The sequence below is a fragment of the Glutamicibacter sp. AOP5-A2-18 genome (assembly GCF_052446055.1).
Classification (GTDB): domain Bacteria; phylum Actinomycetota; class Actinomycetes; order Actinomycetales; family Micrococcaceae; genus Glutamicibacter.
The window spans coordinates 240961-256970 of sequence record NZ_JBQSVW010000001.1 but is presented as its reverse complement, the minus strand read 5'-3'; the positions used below and the strand labels follow the sequence as shown (position 1 = coordinate 256970).

Annotated in this window: 16 protein-coding genes and 1 pseudogene; 7 read left to right on the top strand and 10 right to left on the bottom strand. The window is 58.4% G+C overall.

From position 1 onward, the window contains the following. Positions 1-63 precede the first annotated feature (63 nt). Positions 64-1044, bottom strand: a complete 981-nt coding sequence (locus tag ACT3RW_RS01250; protein WP_444612547.1) for a TIGR00730 family Rossman fold protein — start codon at positions 1042-1044, stop codon at positions 64-66. 545 nt (positions 1045-1589) lie between these two features. Between ACT3RW_RS01250 and ACT3RW_RS01245 the strand changes: the two genes are divergently transcribed. Together ACT3RW_RS01245 and ACT3RW_RS01240 are read left to right on the top strand one after the other, a co-directional pair. Then, positions 1590-1850 (top strand): hypothetical protein, encoded by a 261-nt coding sequence (locus tag ACT3RW_RS01245; RefSeq protein WP_444612546.1) that lies wholly within the window; start codon positions 1590-1592, stop codon positions 1848-1850. Positions 1851-3018: 1168 nt separating this feature from the next. Next, the gene (locus ACT3RW_RS01240) at positions 3019-3222 is read left to right on the top strand and encodes a hypothetical protein (protein WP_444612545.1); all 204 of its coding nucleotides are present in this window, start codon (positions 3019-3021) and stop codon (positions 3220-3222) included. Between the two features lie 296 nt (positions 3223-3518). On the opposite strand, the gene ACT3RW_RS01235 is transcribed toward ACT3RW_RS01240, so the two are convergent. Further along, on the bottom strand, positions 3519-4808 hold the full coding sequence (locus ACT3RW_RS01235; protein WP_444612544.1) for an adenylosuccinate synthase: 1290 nt from the start codon (positions 4806-4808) through the stop codon (positions 3519-3521). A 155-nt stretch (positions 4809-4963) separates the two neighbouring features. Beyond that, positions 4964-5617, bottom strand: coding sequence for a Pr6Pr family membrane protein (locus ACT3RW_RS01230; RefSeq protein WP_444612543.1), 654 nt, complete (start codon positions 5615-5617; stop codon positions 4964-4966). 176 nt (positions 5618-5793) lie between these two features. Here ACT3RW_RS01230 and ACT3RW_RS01225 point away from each other — a divergent pair, with 176 nt between their 5' ends. Beyond that, positions 5794-6591, top strand: a complete 798-nt coding sequence (locus ACT3RW_RS01225; RefSeq protein ID WP_444612542.1) for a MerR family transcriptional regulator — start codon at positions 5794-5796, stop codon at positions 6589-6591. On the opposite strand, the gene ACT3RW_RS01220 is transcribed toward ACT3RW_RS01225, so the two are convergent. Beyond that, positions 6588-7823 (bottom strand): ROK family transcriptional regulator, encoded by a 1236-nt coding sequence (locus tag ACT3RW_RS01220; protein WP_444612541.1) that lies wholly within the window; start codon positions 7821-7823, stop codon positions 6588-6590. The genes ACT3RW_RS01225 and ACT3RW_RS01220 overlap by 4 nt on opposite strands. Positions 7824-7956: 133 nt before the next feature. Here ACT3RW_RS01220 and xylA point away from each other — a divergent pair, with 133 nt between their 5' ends. From xylA to ACT3RW_RS01205, 3 genes are read left to right on the top strand one after another with little or no spacing between them, the layout of a single operon-like run. After that, a complete protein-coding gene (gene xylA, locus ACT3RW_RS01215) occupies positions 7957-9144 on the top strand; it encodes a xylose isomerase (protein WP_061952778.1) in 1188 nt (395 codons plus the stop codon). Positions 9145-9182: 38 nt separating this feature from the next. Next, the gene (xylB, locus tag ACT3RW_RS01210) at positions 9183-10610 is read left to right on the top strand and encodes a xylulokinase (protein WP_444612540.1); all 1428 of its coding nucleotides are present in this window, start codon (positions 9183-9185) and stop codon (positions 10608-10610) included. A gap of 9 nt (positions 10611-10619) precedes the next feature. Continuing rightward, complete coding sequence (locus ACT3RW_RS01205; protein WP_444612539.1) at positions 10620-11888, top strand: FAD-binding protein; 1269 nt, start codon at positions 10620-10622, stop codon at positions 11886-11888. A 118-nt stretch (positions 11889-12006) separates the two neighbouring features. Here the strand turns inward: ACT3RW_RS01205 and ACT3RW_RS01200 are convergent, their stop codons facing one another. Together ACT3RW_RS01200 and ACT3RW_RS01195 are read right to left on the bottom strand one after the other, a co-directional pair. Beyond that, positions 12007-12411 carry a hypothetical protein gene (locus ACT3RW_RS01200; RefSeq protein ID WP_257745792.1) on the bottom strand — a complete coding sequence of 135 codons (405 nt, stop codon included), beginning with the start codon at positions 12409-12411 and terminating at the stop codon, positions 12007-12009. Beyond that, complete coding sequence (locus ACT3RW_RS01195; RefSeq protein WP_257745791.1) at positions 12408-13031, bottom strand: nucleotidyltransferase domain-containing protein; 624 nt, start codon at positions 13029-13031, stop codon at positions 12408-12410. The genes ACT3RW_RS01200 and ACT3RW_RS01195 overlap by 4 nt, the downstream gene beginning before the upstream one ends. A gap of 200 nt (positions 13032-13231) precedes the next feature. On the opposite strand from ACT3RW_RS01195, the pseudogene ACT3RW_RS01190 reads away from it, so the two are divergent. Then, positions 13232-13387 (top strand): annotated as a pseudogene (locus tag ACT3RW_RS01190) (hypothetical protein); the annotation flags it as partial. Here ACT3RW_RS01190 and ACT3RW_RS01185 read toward each other — a convergent pair. The 4 genes from ACT3RW_RS01185 to ACT3RW_RS01170 all read right to left on the bottom strand — a co-directional run bounded on the left by ACT3RW_RS01185 (position 13383) and on the right by ACT3RW_RS01170 (position 15898). After that, a complete protein-coding gene (locus tag ACT3RW_RS01185) occupies positions 13383-14102 on the bottom strand; it encodes an EamA family transporter (RefSeq protein ID WP_444614593.1) in 720 nt (239 codons plus the stop codon). The pseudogene ACT3RW_RS01190 and the gene ACT3RW_RS01185 overlap by 5 nt on opposite strands. Positions 14103-14234: 132 nt before the next feature. Next, complete coding sequence (locus ACT3RW_RS01180; protein WP_444612538.1) at positions 14235-14384, bottom strand: hypothetical protein; 150 nt, start codon at positions 14382-14384, stop codon at positions 14235-14237. After that, positions 14381-14950: a TetR/AcrR family transcriptional regulator gene (locus tag ACT3RW_RS01175; protein ID WP_195181649.1), complete on the bottom strand. Its 570-nt coding sequence runs from the start codon at positions 14948-14950 to the stop codon at positions 14381-14383. The genes ACT3RW_RS01180 and ACT3RW_RS01175 overlap by 4 nt, the downstream gene beginning before the upstream one ends. 48 nt (positions 14951-14998) lie before the next feature. Continuing rightward, the gene (locus ACT3RW_RS01170; protein WP_444612537.1) at positions 14999-15898 is read right to left on the bottom strand and encodes a LysR family transcriptional regulator; all 900 of its coding nucleotides are present in this window, start codon (positions 15896-15898) and stop codon (positions 14999-15001) included. Between the last annotated feature and the right edge of the window lie 112 nt (positions 15899-16010).

Genomic DNA, 16010 nt, shown 5'->3' with positions numbered 1-16010 from the left:
ATTCGAGCCCAGTGCCCTGCGGTGCAAACTGCTGGGCACTGGGCTCGAATTGTTCCTCGTGCTTTAGTTCTTAGATCCTGCGCTCCATTTGGCCGCCGAAGCCTGCCACGAGGACAGGGCGTCCAAAAGCGCTTGTGGTTCGCTGGCCACCACCAACGAGTCTCGGAACTGCGGAGCCAGGAATCCCTGATCAGTCATGTGATCCAGCATGCTCAGCAGAGGCTGCCAGAATCCGTCGACGTCCAGAAGGGCTACTGGTTTCGCATGGATTCCCAGCTGCTGCCAGGTCCATACTTCAAAGAGCTCTTCCAAGGTTCCGGCACCACCGGGCAGCGCGACAAAGCCATCGGCTAGTTCCGACATGCGGTGCTTGCGTGCATGCATGTCCGCAACAACTTCGAGGCTTGTTAGCCCCGGATGCGCCAGTTCGCCATCAACCAGGACCTGTGGCATGACACCGTAAACCTCGCCACCAGCCTTGCGCGCCGCATCAGCAATTGTTCCCATCAAACCCACGCGTCCGCCGCCATAAACGATGGCTCGCCCTGAGTCGGCAACGGTACGTGCGAAGTCTTCTGCCGCCTGCTCATACACAGGTGACTTGCCCGAGGCCGAGCCGGTGAACACCGCTAAACTCTGGATCATTCGTGGGCCAGCGAGCGACGCCGGGAAGACCACGTCTTTGAGCAACGGGGCGAGCTCATCTAATTGCGCTGCAGGGTCGATCCACTGCAGCTCTTCGATTTCAGCCAGCGGCTCACCAATCGGCACCAGAGGATGTTCAAATACGGTGGCTTGAACGCTATGCCCGGCTTCATTGGCTGCCGGGGCAGTGAAGGTCCCAACGAGTCGCAACAATGCTGGATTCAAATTGACGCCCAGCTCTTCGCTTACTTCACGCACCGCCGCGTCAATAGCCGACTCCCCCAGTTCTGGCTTGCCCCCGGGAAACATGAATAACGTTGTATCTCGTTTGCGAACTGTCAGAGCCTGTCCCGCTTCGTTTCTGATGATGACGGCGCTGACATTAATCTGCTCTGGCATTCCGTTTCCTTCTTGTTCCGTCCATGTGCTGGTCGCGCCCGCTTTGATACATATGACAGGCGCAATTCATTCCTAGGGCTTTTCTGAGAAACGGATTGAAAGGTTTATTTGGGCGATGGGTTCTGAATGCGCAGCTAAGTCCTTTGCCGAGAGACAGAACCGACAGTCTTGGAGGAATGAGCGGGCTATCAAATGTTTCGCTGGCGGGGAAGATTATTGCATCCGCCCAGGTGGAAAGTTGTCGACCCCTTAGAGGGCCCGAAAATTACTGTTTCACGCGACAGCTGCAGGACGGATATTAAGTTCGTCGTTTCAGGGATCGCGACCCCTTGTCCTTGCCCTCTGAATGGACAGTACCTGTACGAATGTTTTTGGAAAACTACCTTGTCTTCCGGGTGCGTGGAACCTAGCACCGAGCACCTGGCGCTGGTGGTTTTATCACTTGTCCTAATAATCAGAAGGCGACTAGGACTCTAGCAAATATGATTATCAAACTGCGACTCACGACGGAGCTCACCTGATGAATCTGGGCTAGGCTATCTTGCATGATTACACATAAGCGGCAATTGCTGGTCGATTTCCTGAACGATCAGCCTGGCATTAAAGCGAGTTTGAGCCCTTGGGGTATTTACATAGAACTCCCCGCTGCACAGGAAGACCATTTGGCAGTCATCGAATGGCGCCTTGCCGACCACGACGTTCCCTATGCCCCACAAGACGACCTAATATTGGGCGCCCTTTATAATTTCTCCGGAAAACGCGGACTAATTCGCGGAAATTCGTACGAAATCGAAACTCTGCAATAAATCAATAAGACGCAATACAGTCAGGCTAGATTGAAAATTATAGGCTGCACGAGTAGCGACCATCCCTCGGGTAACTAGTGATTACATTCTGATCCTTTGCGCCAACCACTACATAGACTGCAAACCTCCTGATGACCCGATCCCGGCTATCGCGAATCTGATATGGAGCAACATACTTGGCCTTGCCTTGAGACTTAAAGTATCCCTTCTTACAAGAGTGATTCAGAGCCTCGTTCGTAGCCCAGTCCGCCATTTCACGCCAGTTGGCACGGAGGAAAACGGCCTGATTCTCCCACTGGCTCATGTGACCAGCTTTAATGTGCCGAAAGCCTACGCCCGTTGCTTTCGTGCTTCCTTTTGCGTTTTTATGCCACCCGCAACGTAAGTTACCCGTTTTCCCGGAAAGCCCTTTGATTGCTTGACGGTTAAATTTCCGGACCATCTTGTTATTCTTGTCGAAAATTCCACATGGTGACCAGTAATTCGCTGGAGTGCCGACAAATTTCAACGACGCCGACAGGCGGTCCGGATAGAATCTATCGCCGCTTGGGCCAACGACATATAGTTCATCCGCCTGCGCTTCTCCGAGAATTTGACGTTCATTCGTACTAAATTCTGTAATGGTAGCCCCCGCGGGTTGACCCACAATCGTGCTGACAATGAGAATTGCGCACACGGATAGCGCAACGTTGATTTTTTTGAATTGAATTCGAATCTCCAGTCAGATCTACCGCCAATTACATCACCTAATGTCACGAAACACGCTATATCTGAGCAGCATTATTTCCAAACGCCTGAAGTAACATCACATATCAGAACGTAATTATTAGCATCCGAGTAGCTCATCAATTATATAGACCGTTGGACTAGGTATTCGAAATCAATGATCGTGCGCGTCCACCACCGAATGCAATTCTCAAACGCAATGACACTTGGTTCAAGGTCTTCACCCTGCGTGATATTTGTTGCATGCCTGCTGCCTCTTGGACTTGAGTGGCACACAACGGTTAAAGACCAAACTTCTGGGCATCAATCGCCACCGTGTACCAATGCACAAGATTCCTCGCATTAAGGCCATCAGCCGACTAAAGTTCAAAAATCAGTGCATTACACTCCTTTGAGGGGTAACGCCGGTGCGCATATCGACGACGTCAACGGAAGGCGTCTGATGGATGAAGCAGCTTCTTGGGGTGCGCCCCCGAAAATTGCCGCCAGACAGATTCGTACCACCCTGGAAGCGCTGCTGGATGCGCTCCCGGCGCTCATCGAGCAGTCGCACGCAGAAGGCTGGTTCACCCCCATGATCCTCGACGTTGCCAATGACACCAGAAAACGCATCGACCGGCTCACCCGCCAAGTGCATAGCGAATAGGGAGCTGAACCTCAGTTCCTCGCTCACTTCGCGCACGCTGGCATCAATAAGAGACTCGTCTGATTGAGACCGCCACTCTAGAACATGAATGATGCCGGATCTGGTTTGCCGACTGCCAGGATCTGCCCGCCTCTTGCACGGCAATGCCCGCTGACAAATAATCTGTTCCGGCATTCGGGTTTCTCCGTGATCCATCCACATGCTGGTTGTGCACGTCCTAGGTTCGAGCGCACGAAAAAGGAGCTATCACAGTTCATTCAATGAATGAACTGCGATAGCTCCCTAATGTCTAGGAACTAGTCCTTGATCAGATCATGACGCACGATGGTCTGATCGCGGTCCGGGCCCACGCCGATGGCGGAGATCCGAGTGCCGGAGATCTTTTCCAGAGCCAGGATGTAGTTCCGGGCGTTCTCCGGAAGATCTTCCATGGTCTTGGCGCCCGAGATGTCCTCAGTCCAGCCTGGGAAGTACTCGAAGATCGGCTTCGCGTGGTGGAAATCGGTCTGAGTCATTGGCATCTCATCGTGGCGCACGCCGTCTACGTCATAAGCAACACACACTGGGATCTGCTCAATGTTGCTAAGCACATCCAGCTTGGTCACGAAGTAGTCGGTGAAGCCGTTCACGCGCGAAGCATGGCGAGCCAAAACTGCGTCGTACCAACCGCAACGACGTGGGCGGCCGGTGTTCACACCGAACTCGCCACCGGTCTTCTGCAGGTAGATGCCCATCTCATCAAAGAGCTCGGTCGGGAATGGACCGGCACCCACACGGGTGGTGTACGCCTTGATGATGCCGATGGAGCGGGTGATGCGGGTTGGGCCGATGCCCGAGCCCACCGATGCGCCGCCAGCAGTTGGGTTGGATGAGGTCACGAATGGGTAGGTGCCGTGGTCCACGTCCAGGAAGGTTGCCTGGCCGCCTTCCATCAGTACAACCTTGTCCTCATCCAGAGCCTTGTTCAGCTCATAGGTGGAGTCGATAACCAATGGGCGCAGGCGCTCAGCGTAGGAAAGGAAGTACGAGACGATTTCCTCGACCTCGACGCTGCGGCGGTTGTAGATCTTCACCAGCAGTTCGTTCTTCTGGCGCAATGCGCCTTCAACCTTCTGGCGCAGGATGGACTCGTCAAAGACGTCCTGCACGCGGATGCCCAGGCGTCCAACCTTATCCATGTAGGCCGGCCCGATGCCACGTCCGGTGGTGCCGATGGCACGCTTACCTAGGAAGCGTTCGGTGACCTTGTCCATGGTCTGGTGGTACGGGGCAACCAGGTGCGCGTTGGCCGAGACACGCAGCTTCGAAGTGTCGGCGCCACGGGATTCCAGGCCATCGATCTCATCAAAGAGGGCTTCAAGGTTCACCACGCAGCCATTGCCGATAATCGGAGTGGCGTTCGGGGACAGGATGCCGGCCGGAAGGAGCTTAAGCTCGTACTTCTCGCCGCCAACGACTACGGTGTGCCCGGCGTTGTTACCGCCGTTTGGCTTCACTACGTAGTCAACTTTGCCACCGAGCAGATCGGTAGCTTTTCCTTTACCTTCATCGCCCCATTGGGCTCCGACGATCACGATTGCTGGCATGGGATCCTCCCCCTTGCTTAAAGCAGTGGTTACGGCGTGCTTAGCGCCGTCCCGGCACGGTGCCGGGCAAAAAATATGCCCCTGTCCTGCTCACTAAAACCCAAAGGTTCGTTGCAAGAGTTAGGGGCTCTTACGACCAAAGTTTACCGAAACGATTAGCGAATCTCGAGTTGTACGTCACGGTGTCGCCCGCGACGTCCATAGGCGAGCACAAGAAGCGCGATTCCAGCGAAGAGCACAGCAATGCAAAAGACGTACAAGGCAATAACCCCATACCCTTGGTCTGGGCTCAGGAATGGGTAGGGAACCCAGCCATCGGTCGCTCCACGCACCAGAACAACACCGGTCCACAGCAATGGGTAAATCAGGATCGGGAACACAGCGCTGTACGGCAAAAAACCGCGTTCCTTATCCAAGAGCCAGTCGCCAAGAACAACGAGCGGTCCGAAAATATGCATGACCCAGTTGGCCCAAGGAAGTGGCACTCCCCCTGCTGCTCCTAAGGGCGCCAGCAAGGTGATGTAGATCAGCCCGACCACAACCATGCACACGCACGCCAAGGCTCGCAGGCCCACAACCCAGCGAGGCACCGCGGCACCCTTGGCTAGGCCCATCAGCCCTGCGATAAGCCCGACAATAACCACCACCAGATTTGACTGTATGGTGAAGTAGCCAAAGAAATTCAGCGGTAGCACCGGACCCCGCGATGCAGTGTCGGCGTAGGTCGCCACGATAGCGCTCAAGGTGAGTAGCGCCCACAGTATTCGAGCCAGGTTGAGATAGCGCATGGTGACTTGAGAGATCTTCACCCTCGAAGACTATAACCAGTGGCTACCGCATCCAATGATTTAAGCGTTGCGACTTGAAGATTTGTCAACATTGTTGGCCGTCAAAATCGCGCAGGCGGACCCCCACAATGCAACAATTGTTCCAAAACCAGCGAAGAGCTTGACTCTGACACAGTGTGAGGGCGGAGAACTGAAGAATGTTATCCATCGGGATGTTTGCGCAGATTGGTCAGGTTACCCACCGCATGTTGCGGCATTGGGATACGGCCGGTCTGCTCACCCCTGCCCATGTGGACCCGTTCAGCGGTTATCGTTCCTATGATCCGTCCCAGCTTCAGCGCTTGCATCAGATTGTTGCTCTGCGCGATTTGGGATTTGGGCTCGAAGAGGTCTCTTTGATTCTGGCTCAGGGAGCAACTGCTGGAAAGATCTCCGAACTTTTGCTCATTCGGCAGGCGCGGGTAGAGGCTGAACACCAGCTGGCCACGCAGCGCCTACGCGAAGTGCAACGACGTCTACAACTGATCTCCAAGGAGAACCTCATGTCACGCATTGAAATCATCCACAAGCCATTGCCCGCGGTGCGCTTGGCCGCCGGCCGTTTCACGGTGGCCGAACAGCCTGAAATCGCCGGACGCATCGGCCCGCTTTTCGACAGAATCACGCAGTCCATTCAGGGCCAAAGCCTTGCCACACCCATTGCGCAATACAACGGTACCGAGGATGGAGTCGAGGTCATCGCCGGGTATGCCACTAGCGCCCAGAGCCTGGCCGGTGTCGAGATCATCGAGCTTCCCGCGGTGCCCGAGGCCATCTGCGGAGTACACCTTGGAGCCATGGACACCATCCATGAAAGCTGGCAGGCCGTGCACGAAGAAGTCCTGGCCCGCGGTCTAGTCCCGTCCGGTCCGTGCCGCGAAGTCTACGTGCGTGCCGTGTCCGATGACCAAGCGGATTGGGTGACCGAACTTCAGCAGCCGGTCGGCGCTCCCTAATCCACCAGCTGGTATGGAGCTTCCAGCAGGTCTCCCACCACGCTACGTGCCGCACCGACCATCGCACCGGTTTGGCCCAGAGGCGAACACAGCAGCCGCGTCTGTCCGACAATGCTCGGCGCATGCATCTGGAGGCTGGCTTCCATCGCTGGACGCATCCATTGTTCAAGGGCGGCGAAGTGCCCGCCAAAAACGACAGTGGAAACGTTGTAGAGTCGCAGGGCCGAAGCCACCGCGATTCCCAAGGATTTTCCGGCCTCGGCTACCGCTTTCGCCGCGGGTTCAGTTCCGGTTTCCAATGCTTGGTAGAGCTGGCTGATTCGCTCTTGGCGCGGCGCGCTGTCGGCGCCAGCGCCGAGGTTGGCAGCGGCCAGAATGGCTTCCTGCCCGGCAATGGTCTCCAAACAACCGCGTCCGCCGCAGCTGCAGGTTTTGCCATCGGGTGCGATCACCACATGGCCGAGTTCGCCGGCGTGGCCCTGAGGCCCGACAAAGAGTTCAGCGTCGATGATCAATCCGCCACCAATGCCCACTTCCCCGGAAACGAAGAGGAAGTTGTCCTCTTGCGCGTCCATCAATTGCTGTTGGGCCAGTGCTGAGGCGTTGGCTTCGTTAAAGAGCCGGAAGCGGGTTTTGGGTTCAGGCAACAATGCTGCCACGTCCAGTTCCTGCTGAACCCACCCAAGGTTTGGTGCCTGCAGGACGGTGAAATGTTCCTCGTTGACCAAACCGGGAACGGCTAATCCTCCGCCGAGGATCATCAGACCCTGGGCCTGGGCAGCAGCTTGGAGCCTCTGGCTCAACTCCCCCAGCGCAGCGAGCACTTCGCTTGCTGTTGAGCTGTGGTTGGCACGAGGTAGGACCTCGTGAGTCAGCAGTTTGCCGCTGAGGTCCACCAGTCCGGCGGCGATGTAGTCAACGTTGATTTCCATGCCCATGACACAGCGCGCGGGGTTCAGCACTAGTCCTACCGAGGGGCGGCCGCGTTCCCCGTCGCGGTGCACGCCAATTTCAATAACCATGCCGGCGCCCAGAAGGTCGGTGACCAGGCTGGAGACCGAGGCCTTGGTGAGCTGGCTGAGTTGCGCGATATCGGCGCGCGATAACCGCTGGTCTTCCCCTGCCGCCGCAATCACCGCCAGAACTCTGGCCAGGTTGGCTTTGCGCACATCACCGACGGTGCCCGGGGCCGAAGATGTTGCGGCTCGGGCGGTAGTCGCTGGCTGGCGCATGCCTTCTCCTTGGGAATTTTTTTGAATGAATCGTTCATTGCTCGCTATTGACTCTAGCGCATCACCACCCATATAGTTCAGGACATAAACTAAATGGCGTCAGCCATTCCGAACGATCCAAGGATGTATCACCATGAGCGTTACCCCGACCCCTGAAGACCACTTCACCTTTGGCCTCTGGACCGTGGGATGGACCGGCGCCGACCCATTCGGTGTCGCCACCCGCAAGAACCTGGACCCGGTAGAAGCCGTGCACAAGCTCGCTGAATTCGGCGCCTACGGCATCACCTTCCACGACAATGACTTGATTCCTTTTGACGCCACCGAGGCTGAACGCGAAAAGATCCTGTCTGACTTCCGCGCAGCCCTGGAAGAAACCGGCTTGAAGGTCCCGATGGTGACCACCAACCTGTTCAGCCACCCGGTATTCAAGGACGGCGGCTTCACCTCCAACGACCGCTCGATCCGCCGTTTCGCACTGGCCAAGGTCCTGCATAACATCGATCTTGCCGCCGAGATGGGCGCCGAAACCTTCGTCATGTGGGGCGGGCGCGAAGGCAGCGAATACGACGGCTCCAAGGACTTGGCCGCAGCACTGAACCGCATGCGCGAAGGCGTGGACACGGCAGCTGGCTACATCAAGGACAAGGGCTACAACCTGCGCATCGCACTGGAGCCAAAGCCGAACGAACCACGCGGCGACATCTTCCTGCCAACCGTCGGCCACGGCCTGGCGTTCATCGAGCAGTTGGAACACGGCGACATCGTCGGCCTGAACCCGGAAACCGGCCACGAGCAGATGGCTGGCCTGAACTTCACCCACGGCATCGCCCAGGCACTGTGGGCCGAAAAGCTGTTCCACATTGACCTCAACGGCCAGCGCGGCATCAAATACGACCAGGACCTGGTCTTCGGCCACGGCGATCTGACCAGCGCATTCTTCACCGTTGACCTGCTGGAGAACGGCTTCCCCAACGGCGGGCCAAAGTACACCGGCCCACGCCACTTCGACTACAAGCCATCGCGCACCGACGGCTACGACGGCGTGTGGGACTCAGCCAAGGCCAATATGTCCATGTACCTGCTGCTCAAGGAACGCGCCCTGGCCTTCCGCGCGGATCCAGAAGTACAGGAAGCCATGAAGACCTCGGGTGTCTTCGAACTGGGCGAAACCACCCTGAACGCCGGAGAAAGCGCAGCGGATCTGATGAATGACTCCGCGAGCTTCGCAGGCTTTGACGCCGATGCTGCCGCGCAGCGCAACTTCGCCTTCATCCGCCTGAACCAGCTGGCCATCGAGCACCTGCTCGGCTCGCGCTAAACCCCGCCAAAACCCACCGTAGAAAGCAGCCACACTCAATGACGCTTGTAGCCGGCATCGACTCCTCCACCCAGTCCTGCAAGGTTGTCATCCGCGACGCTGACACCGGAGCGTTGATCCGCTCCGGACGCGCCAGCCACCCGGATGGCACCGAAGTGGACCCGGAGTTCTGGTTCGCCGCCCTGCAAGAAGCGATCGCCCAGGCCGGCGGCCTGGACGATGTGGCTGCGATCTCGGTGGGCGGGCAACAGCATGGCATGGTCGTGCTGGATGCCACCGGTGCGGTGATCCGCCCTGCGCTGCTGTGGAACGATACCCGCAGCGCGCAGGCGGCCCGCGACATCATCACCGAGGCCGGCGACGGTGACAGCGAGGCTGGCGCCGCCTACTGGGCGCAGCGTACCGGCACCCTTCCGGTCTCCTCGATCACCCTGGCCAAACTACGTTGGCTCAAGGACCATGAACCGGACAACGCGGCCAAGGTCGCCGCGGTCTGTCTGCCCCACGACTGGCTGTCCTGGCGTCTGGCCGGTTATGGCCCGGGCAGCGGTGTCGAAGGCTTGGCCGCTCTAGGCACCGACCGCTCCGATGCCTCGGGCACCGGGTACTACCGGGCTGCCGAAAAATCCTATGACCTCAAAGCCTTGGAGCAGCATCTGGGGCACGCCCCGATTTTGCCTGCGGTGGCGGGACCGCTGGAATCCATCGGCCGCACCGCCACCGGCGCGCTGATCGGTCCCGGCGCGGGTGATAACGCCGCCGCCGGACTGGGGGTTGGCGCCACCGTTGGTGATGTAGTGATGTCCCTGGGCACTTCCGGCACGGTCTTCGCCGTCGCCGACGCACCCAGCGCAGATGCCACCGGGCTGGTGGCCGGGTTTGCCGATGCCACCGGCAACTACCTCCCGCTGGTATGCACCTTGAACGCCACCCGAATTTTTGATGCCACCGCCAACCTGTTGCAGGTGAGCCTGACAGAGCTCAATGACCTCGCCCTGTCAGCCAACACGGGCTCCAATGGCCTGACCCTGCTCCCTTACTTCGACGGCGAGCGCACCCCGAACCTGCCAGATGCCACGGGTTCGCTGCACGGAATCACCCGTGCGAATTACACTGCGCCCAACTTGGCTCGCAGCGCGGTGGAAGCAATCATCTGCTCGCTAGCCGATGGGCTGCGCGCGCTTGAGGCCCAAGGGGTTCAAGCCCAGCGCATCATCTTGGTGGGCGGCGGAGCGCAGTCCACAGCGGTGCAGCAGATTGCAGCCCAGGTGCTGGGCCTGCCGATTATCATTCCGGCCCCTGGCGAGTATGTGGCTGATGGCGCGGCACGGCAAGCTGCCGGTGTGCTGGCCGGAGCATTCCCGCAGTGGACCCAGGACTCCACCGAAGTCCCTGCGGCAGAAGCAACACCGCATGTTTTGGAACGCTACCGTTCGCTGGTTTCCAGCCAGTGGCTAGAGAAGTAAGGATCTGCCGTGGAGCTAGAGACCAAGGAACTCAACTGGGCTGGAAACCTTGAGTACCGGGCCAGCGAACTGCTGTACCCCACCAGCATTGAGCAACTGCAGGAACAGGTTCGCGCCGCCAGCAAGGTGCGCGTGCTCGGTTCCCGCCATTCATTTAATGACATTGCCGATACCAGTGAAACCTTGATTTCCTTGAGCAAGATGCCTGAAGTCATCGAGATCGATGCGCGGGCCATGAGCGTGCGCGTCAGTGGCGGAACCACTTATGGCGCGCTGGCTGATGCTCTTCAGCAAGTTGGTTTTGCGCTGCACAACCTCGCTTCCCTGCCGCATATCTCGGTGGCCGGGGCGGTAGCCACCGGCACCCATGGCTCCGGCGAAGCCCTCGGCAGCCTTGCTACCGCGGTCAGCGCGGTGGAACTGGTACTGGCCGATGGCTCGCAGCTATCCGCCAAGCGGGGCGACCCGGAGTTCAACGGCTACGTGGTGTCCCTTGGCGCCTTGGGTGTAATGACTCACCTGACCTTGGATATTGTGCCGAGCTTTGATGTTCAGCAAACCGTGTACGAGCAGCTGTCTTGGGACAAGGTGCTCAACAACTTTGCTGGCCTCCAGGCTTCTGCCTATAGCGTCAGCCTGTTCACCGACTGGAGCGGGGAGCTGGTAGGCCAGACCTGGCTCAAGCGCCGTGTTGGCGACGGCCTGGTCGATGATATTGACCAGGGCAAGTTCGGCGGATTCCCGGCCACCGCCGCGATGCATCCGCTGCCCGGGGCCGACGGCGCCATCTGCAGCGAACAGCTCGGAGCGGCTGGGCGGTGGTCCGACCGCCTCTCCCATTTCCGCATGGACTTCATGCCCAGTGCCGGTGATGAGCTGCAGACCGAATACCTGGTCCCGCGCGAACACGCGGTTGCGGCCATGGCCGCGATGCGACAGCTATCCCCCGTGCTCACTCCCTTGCTGCTGGTGGCCGAGGTGCGAACCATCGCCGCCGACGATTTATGGCTCAGCGGCAACTATGGCCGAGACGGCATTGCCCTGCACTTTACGTGGAAGCCGCAGCAGCAAGCAGTCGAGGCCATCCTCCCGCAGGTTGAATCCGTCCTCGCGCCCTACGCACCTCGCCCGCACTGGGGCAAGCTCTTTGCTTCCACCGCAGCAGATCTGCGTGGAATGTACCCGAAGTTCAACGACTTCATCGCATTAGCTCGGCGCTTGGATCCTGACGGCAAATTCCGCAACGAGTTCCTTCAGCGCAATATTTTTGGTGCGTAGTCACCGAATTACAACAAGTTCGGCCCAATGGGAGACGCAACAGGAAGGTTTCCTTTTCAATCCTGCATCGATCGCAATCGATAGGCCGCAAATCATCTCATTGAGGGCTGTTCCCCTGTTACGAAGATGCCTTTTCCACGATCGCCCGCGCTGCCCTCTCGGCCTGGATCAGCTTGGTATTGCTAATGGGGTCAAAGCCATATCCCGCCCGGGTCTTCATGTGCAGCAGGGTGTCTAGCAATTTTGCAGCTGCGGCATCCGCAGTTGCCAGCAACTTGACGGCATCTTGGTGACTGTCACCCTGCGCATACTTGCCAAGAGAGACAGCACAAATAACGTCAGCAGCAGCAATCCCCGCATGAACGTACAGGGTCACCGCAGTGTCTGCCACGACCGAGTCATCCTCATAAAGACTACGAAGATCGTCCGCAGATTGAAGGAATTGCCGAGCTTTGCTTAGTCGGCCCTGACGCTCAGCTTTCCCTGCATCTACAGTCTTGATTTTGTCGTGTTTAGGGGTCACGGCGAAACCTTATGCCCACGTGCCATTCGCCGCAGCCACGCCGGGTCTCCCGCAACATCCACCCCGTCTTTGATAATGAGGTCAAATATCGGGGCTGGTTTTACCTCGGCGGCGCGATAGAGCAACGGCCGTACGTCATTGCCCGTCCACCGTGCGACCTTGCTGGCCAGGGCACCAGCCAATTCGTCGTCCAGCCCTTCCGGTGTTTCATCGGGCATCACGATGAGGATGTCAATGTCACTGTCCGACCGCATTTCACCTCGGGCCGCTGAGCCAAAGATCGTCGCCGTCACAGGCTTGACTGGCCAGCTGTTGATGACATCTTGGATTAGCGAGGTCAGCTCTCTTCTGGAATTGGCGATTTTCAAGATGACATCCGCCAGCAGATGTTCCCGATTCAGGGCATAGGAGTGGGTCCTGCCCGTTATTTGCTCGAGGACGACGCCCTGCTCCACCAATCGAGAGAGCGCCTTGCGCGCCCCTGTCGATGACCCCTCCTCGGGGAGCAGCCGATGGATAGCGGGAATGGTCAGATATTGTTCACTGCGCGATAGGACAGCGAGTACCTGCGAGTCCATTCCCGTTGATCCCAGGGCAGCGAATGGGTTCTGCAGCCGCATAGATGCCTCCTTTATCGACAACAAGTACGCTCTCCTGATACACGAAAGTGTACTTGAATTGACGGAAGAACATCTATGCGCACGAAAGTGCATATGTGATCTGGCCCACTTCCCCCATCTTTTGCGAAGTCAGTAAGCGATTCCCTAATTGATCAACGACAGCACACGCTCAGAATCATGCCGCAGCTTTCGTGGACGCGATGGCTTTGCCGTTCATATTATTTGGAAACCACAGCGACAAGCCGAGGAGACGATCCTGCCTCGCGCCCTGCGCACCTCGCCCGCACTGGGGCAAGCTCTTTGCAGCCACCGCAGGGCAGCTGAGCAGCATGCACTCGAAGTTCTACGACTTCATCGCATTAGCTCGGCGCTTGGATCCTGACGGCAAATTCCGCAACGAGTTCCTTCGGCGCAATATTTTTGGTGCGCAGTCGCTGAAACGATTGGACCTATATTCCGCGGGCTCCACACCAACAGGATCAATAGCGCAACAGCAATCAGTGCCATGCCCGCCCAGCCCGTGAACCCCAAATGCTCCGAGAGCAATCCGACGGCCAATGCGGCGGCAACGGCTGGCTCGCTCAGCGTCACTGTGGTGGCGGTGCTCGCCGGCACCTTGGCCAGCGCCATGCCAAATGCGAGATAGCCCAGGAACATCGGAATCAGTGCCAGATAAGCAGCGACCATGAAGTTCTGGGCGCTGTCCAGAAGTGGCGCGCCGGAGAAAAGCAACACCGGCATCAGCAGCAAGCCTCCGACCCCGAAGACCGAACCCACGGCACCTTGTCGGCCAATCCCAGCCCGGATCAACCGTCCGGTAGCCCATGAATAGCAGGCGTAGCTGGCGCCGGCGACAAGCCCGAGCAGGCACCCTGCCACTACGCCAGTGCCGCTGCCACCGCTCTCCGCGGCTCGCGAGAATCCAAGCAGGGTGCTTCCCGCGATCCCCAGGACCGCCGCGGCATGCCAGCGCACCGTCAATCGTGCACCGTCAGCAAATCGTTCAAGGATTCCAGAAAAGAGCGGGGCCGTGCCCAAGGAGATCACGGTGCCCAGCGCTACTCCTCCCATGGACATGGAACTGTAGAAGGCCAGCGGATAGATCATGACGGCCACCCCGCCGAAGATCACCAGGCCCTTGTTATCAACCAGTGCGCTGCGGTCGCCCCACACCCGGCGTGCTCCCACTGCGCACTGCAGCAGTCAGCCAATTCCCAGCGAGGCAGCACCGATGGCAAGTGGCGAAACCTCTGGTGCTTGTGCCGCCACGGTGCCGGTCGTCCCCCACAAAATGGAGGCGAGCAATAAGAGCCCGATAGCTCCCCCTGCACCATTTTGGCGCGGCCTGTTCACAGTGCTCCAACCATGTCGCTGATCATGGACCGCGCTCGCAAGAGCAACGCGCTGCTCCCCTCCAGACCGGCACGCGATATTGCGCCTTCCAGCAGGAAGGAAATCTGCCCGGCCAGCAGGGCAGCCTGTTTTTTCGCAGTCAGGGTTTCCAAATGGCCGGCAAGAAGTTGTTCCACCTGGGACTTGTGAGCCGCGACAATCGCACGACCCGGATCTCCGGCTGGCAGTTCAGCGGCGGCATTAAGCAGGCCACAGCCGCGGAAACCGTGCTCATACCCGGCTTCCGCGTGGTCAATGTAGGCGTCTACAACGGCGAGCACTCCACCGGCTCCAGCGCTCGCCTTTTCCAGGCGCCTTTGATAGAGCGCCAGCCACTCCTGGTGACGGGCCTGAAGATAAGCGAGAACCAATCCGGTTTTTGACTCGAAGTTGTTGTAGAGGCTCATCTTGGCCACACCGGCCTTGGCGATCACCGCATCGATTCCGGTGGCCGATATCCCGTCGGCATAAAAAAGCTGTGCGGCCGCGTCGAGAAGCTTGGTGCGGGCTGTGATGCGAGGTGACATGAAAACTCCAAAGTAGACCGTTCTGTCTACTTTAAGACAGTAGCCAACTTATACCGATCGGTCTAGCTGTTGCCCGCCCTCGAGATCAGCTTCAAGCAAGCACTCCTGGAAAGCCGTGGCTGCAGGATTTTCAACGCCCGTGCCTGCATAGAGCCGCGTCTTCGGCTCGCCCGACAAAGGATGGAATGAGACTTCGGGCATCTGGAAGCGCGAAACCGATGCTGGCAGGATTGAGACTCCCAGCCCGGCAGCAACCAGCCCGAGGATGGTCTCCTGGTGGATCGCCCGTTCCACAATTCGAGGGGGAGTATGCCCATCAAACAATGAGTGCACCAGAGAATAGAAGCCGCTCATGTACTTGTAGGGGAACAGGACAAAGTCTTCGTCCGCTAACTCGCTAGCGTCGATCTGATCCTTGCTGCCCAGGCGATGCCCTGCAGGAAGCGCCACCACCAGCGGCTCCGAATGGATTTCCCGCAGTTCGATACCGGGCACTCGCGTTGGGTCACGCAGAATCCCAAGGTCAAGACTGCCCTCCAGCAACTTTTCTATCTGCTCGTCCGTAGTCAGCGGGTTCAGCACCAACTCCACATTCGGACGCAGCTCACGGAACCTGCGCAGCGCCGAGGGCATGGTGGCATAGCTCGCCGAGCTGACAAATCCAACATTGAGCCGCCCGCGCAACCCCAGTCCGGCTTCCGTGAGTTCCCGATTGGCCTTGTCCAGGTCGGACAGCAGCGGCTTGATCCGATCCAGGTACATTCGCCCAGCAGGGGTAAGGCTCACGCTGCGGGTAGTTCGATCAAAAAGCTGGACCCCCAGCTCTTGCTCCAGCTTTTTCACAGCCACCGTCAGGGGTGGCTGGGACATGCGGAGCTCTTCGGCGGCGCGGCCGAAATGCAAATGTTCTGCAACAACGAGGAAGTAGTGGAGGTGGCGCAGTTCCATGCAGTCTATTTTTGCACAAAGACTAATAATGTCTAGGAAAATAGTATTGGACTACCTAATAATTCGCGTGAGTTACTAGAGGTAGAACAACAAAGATGCCCAGATCAGGAGC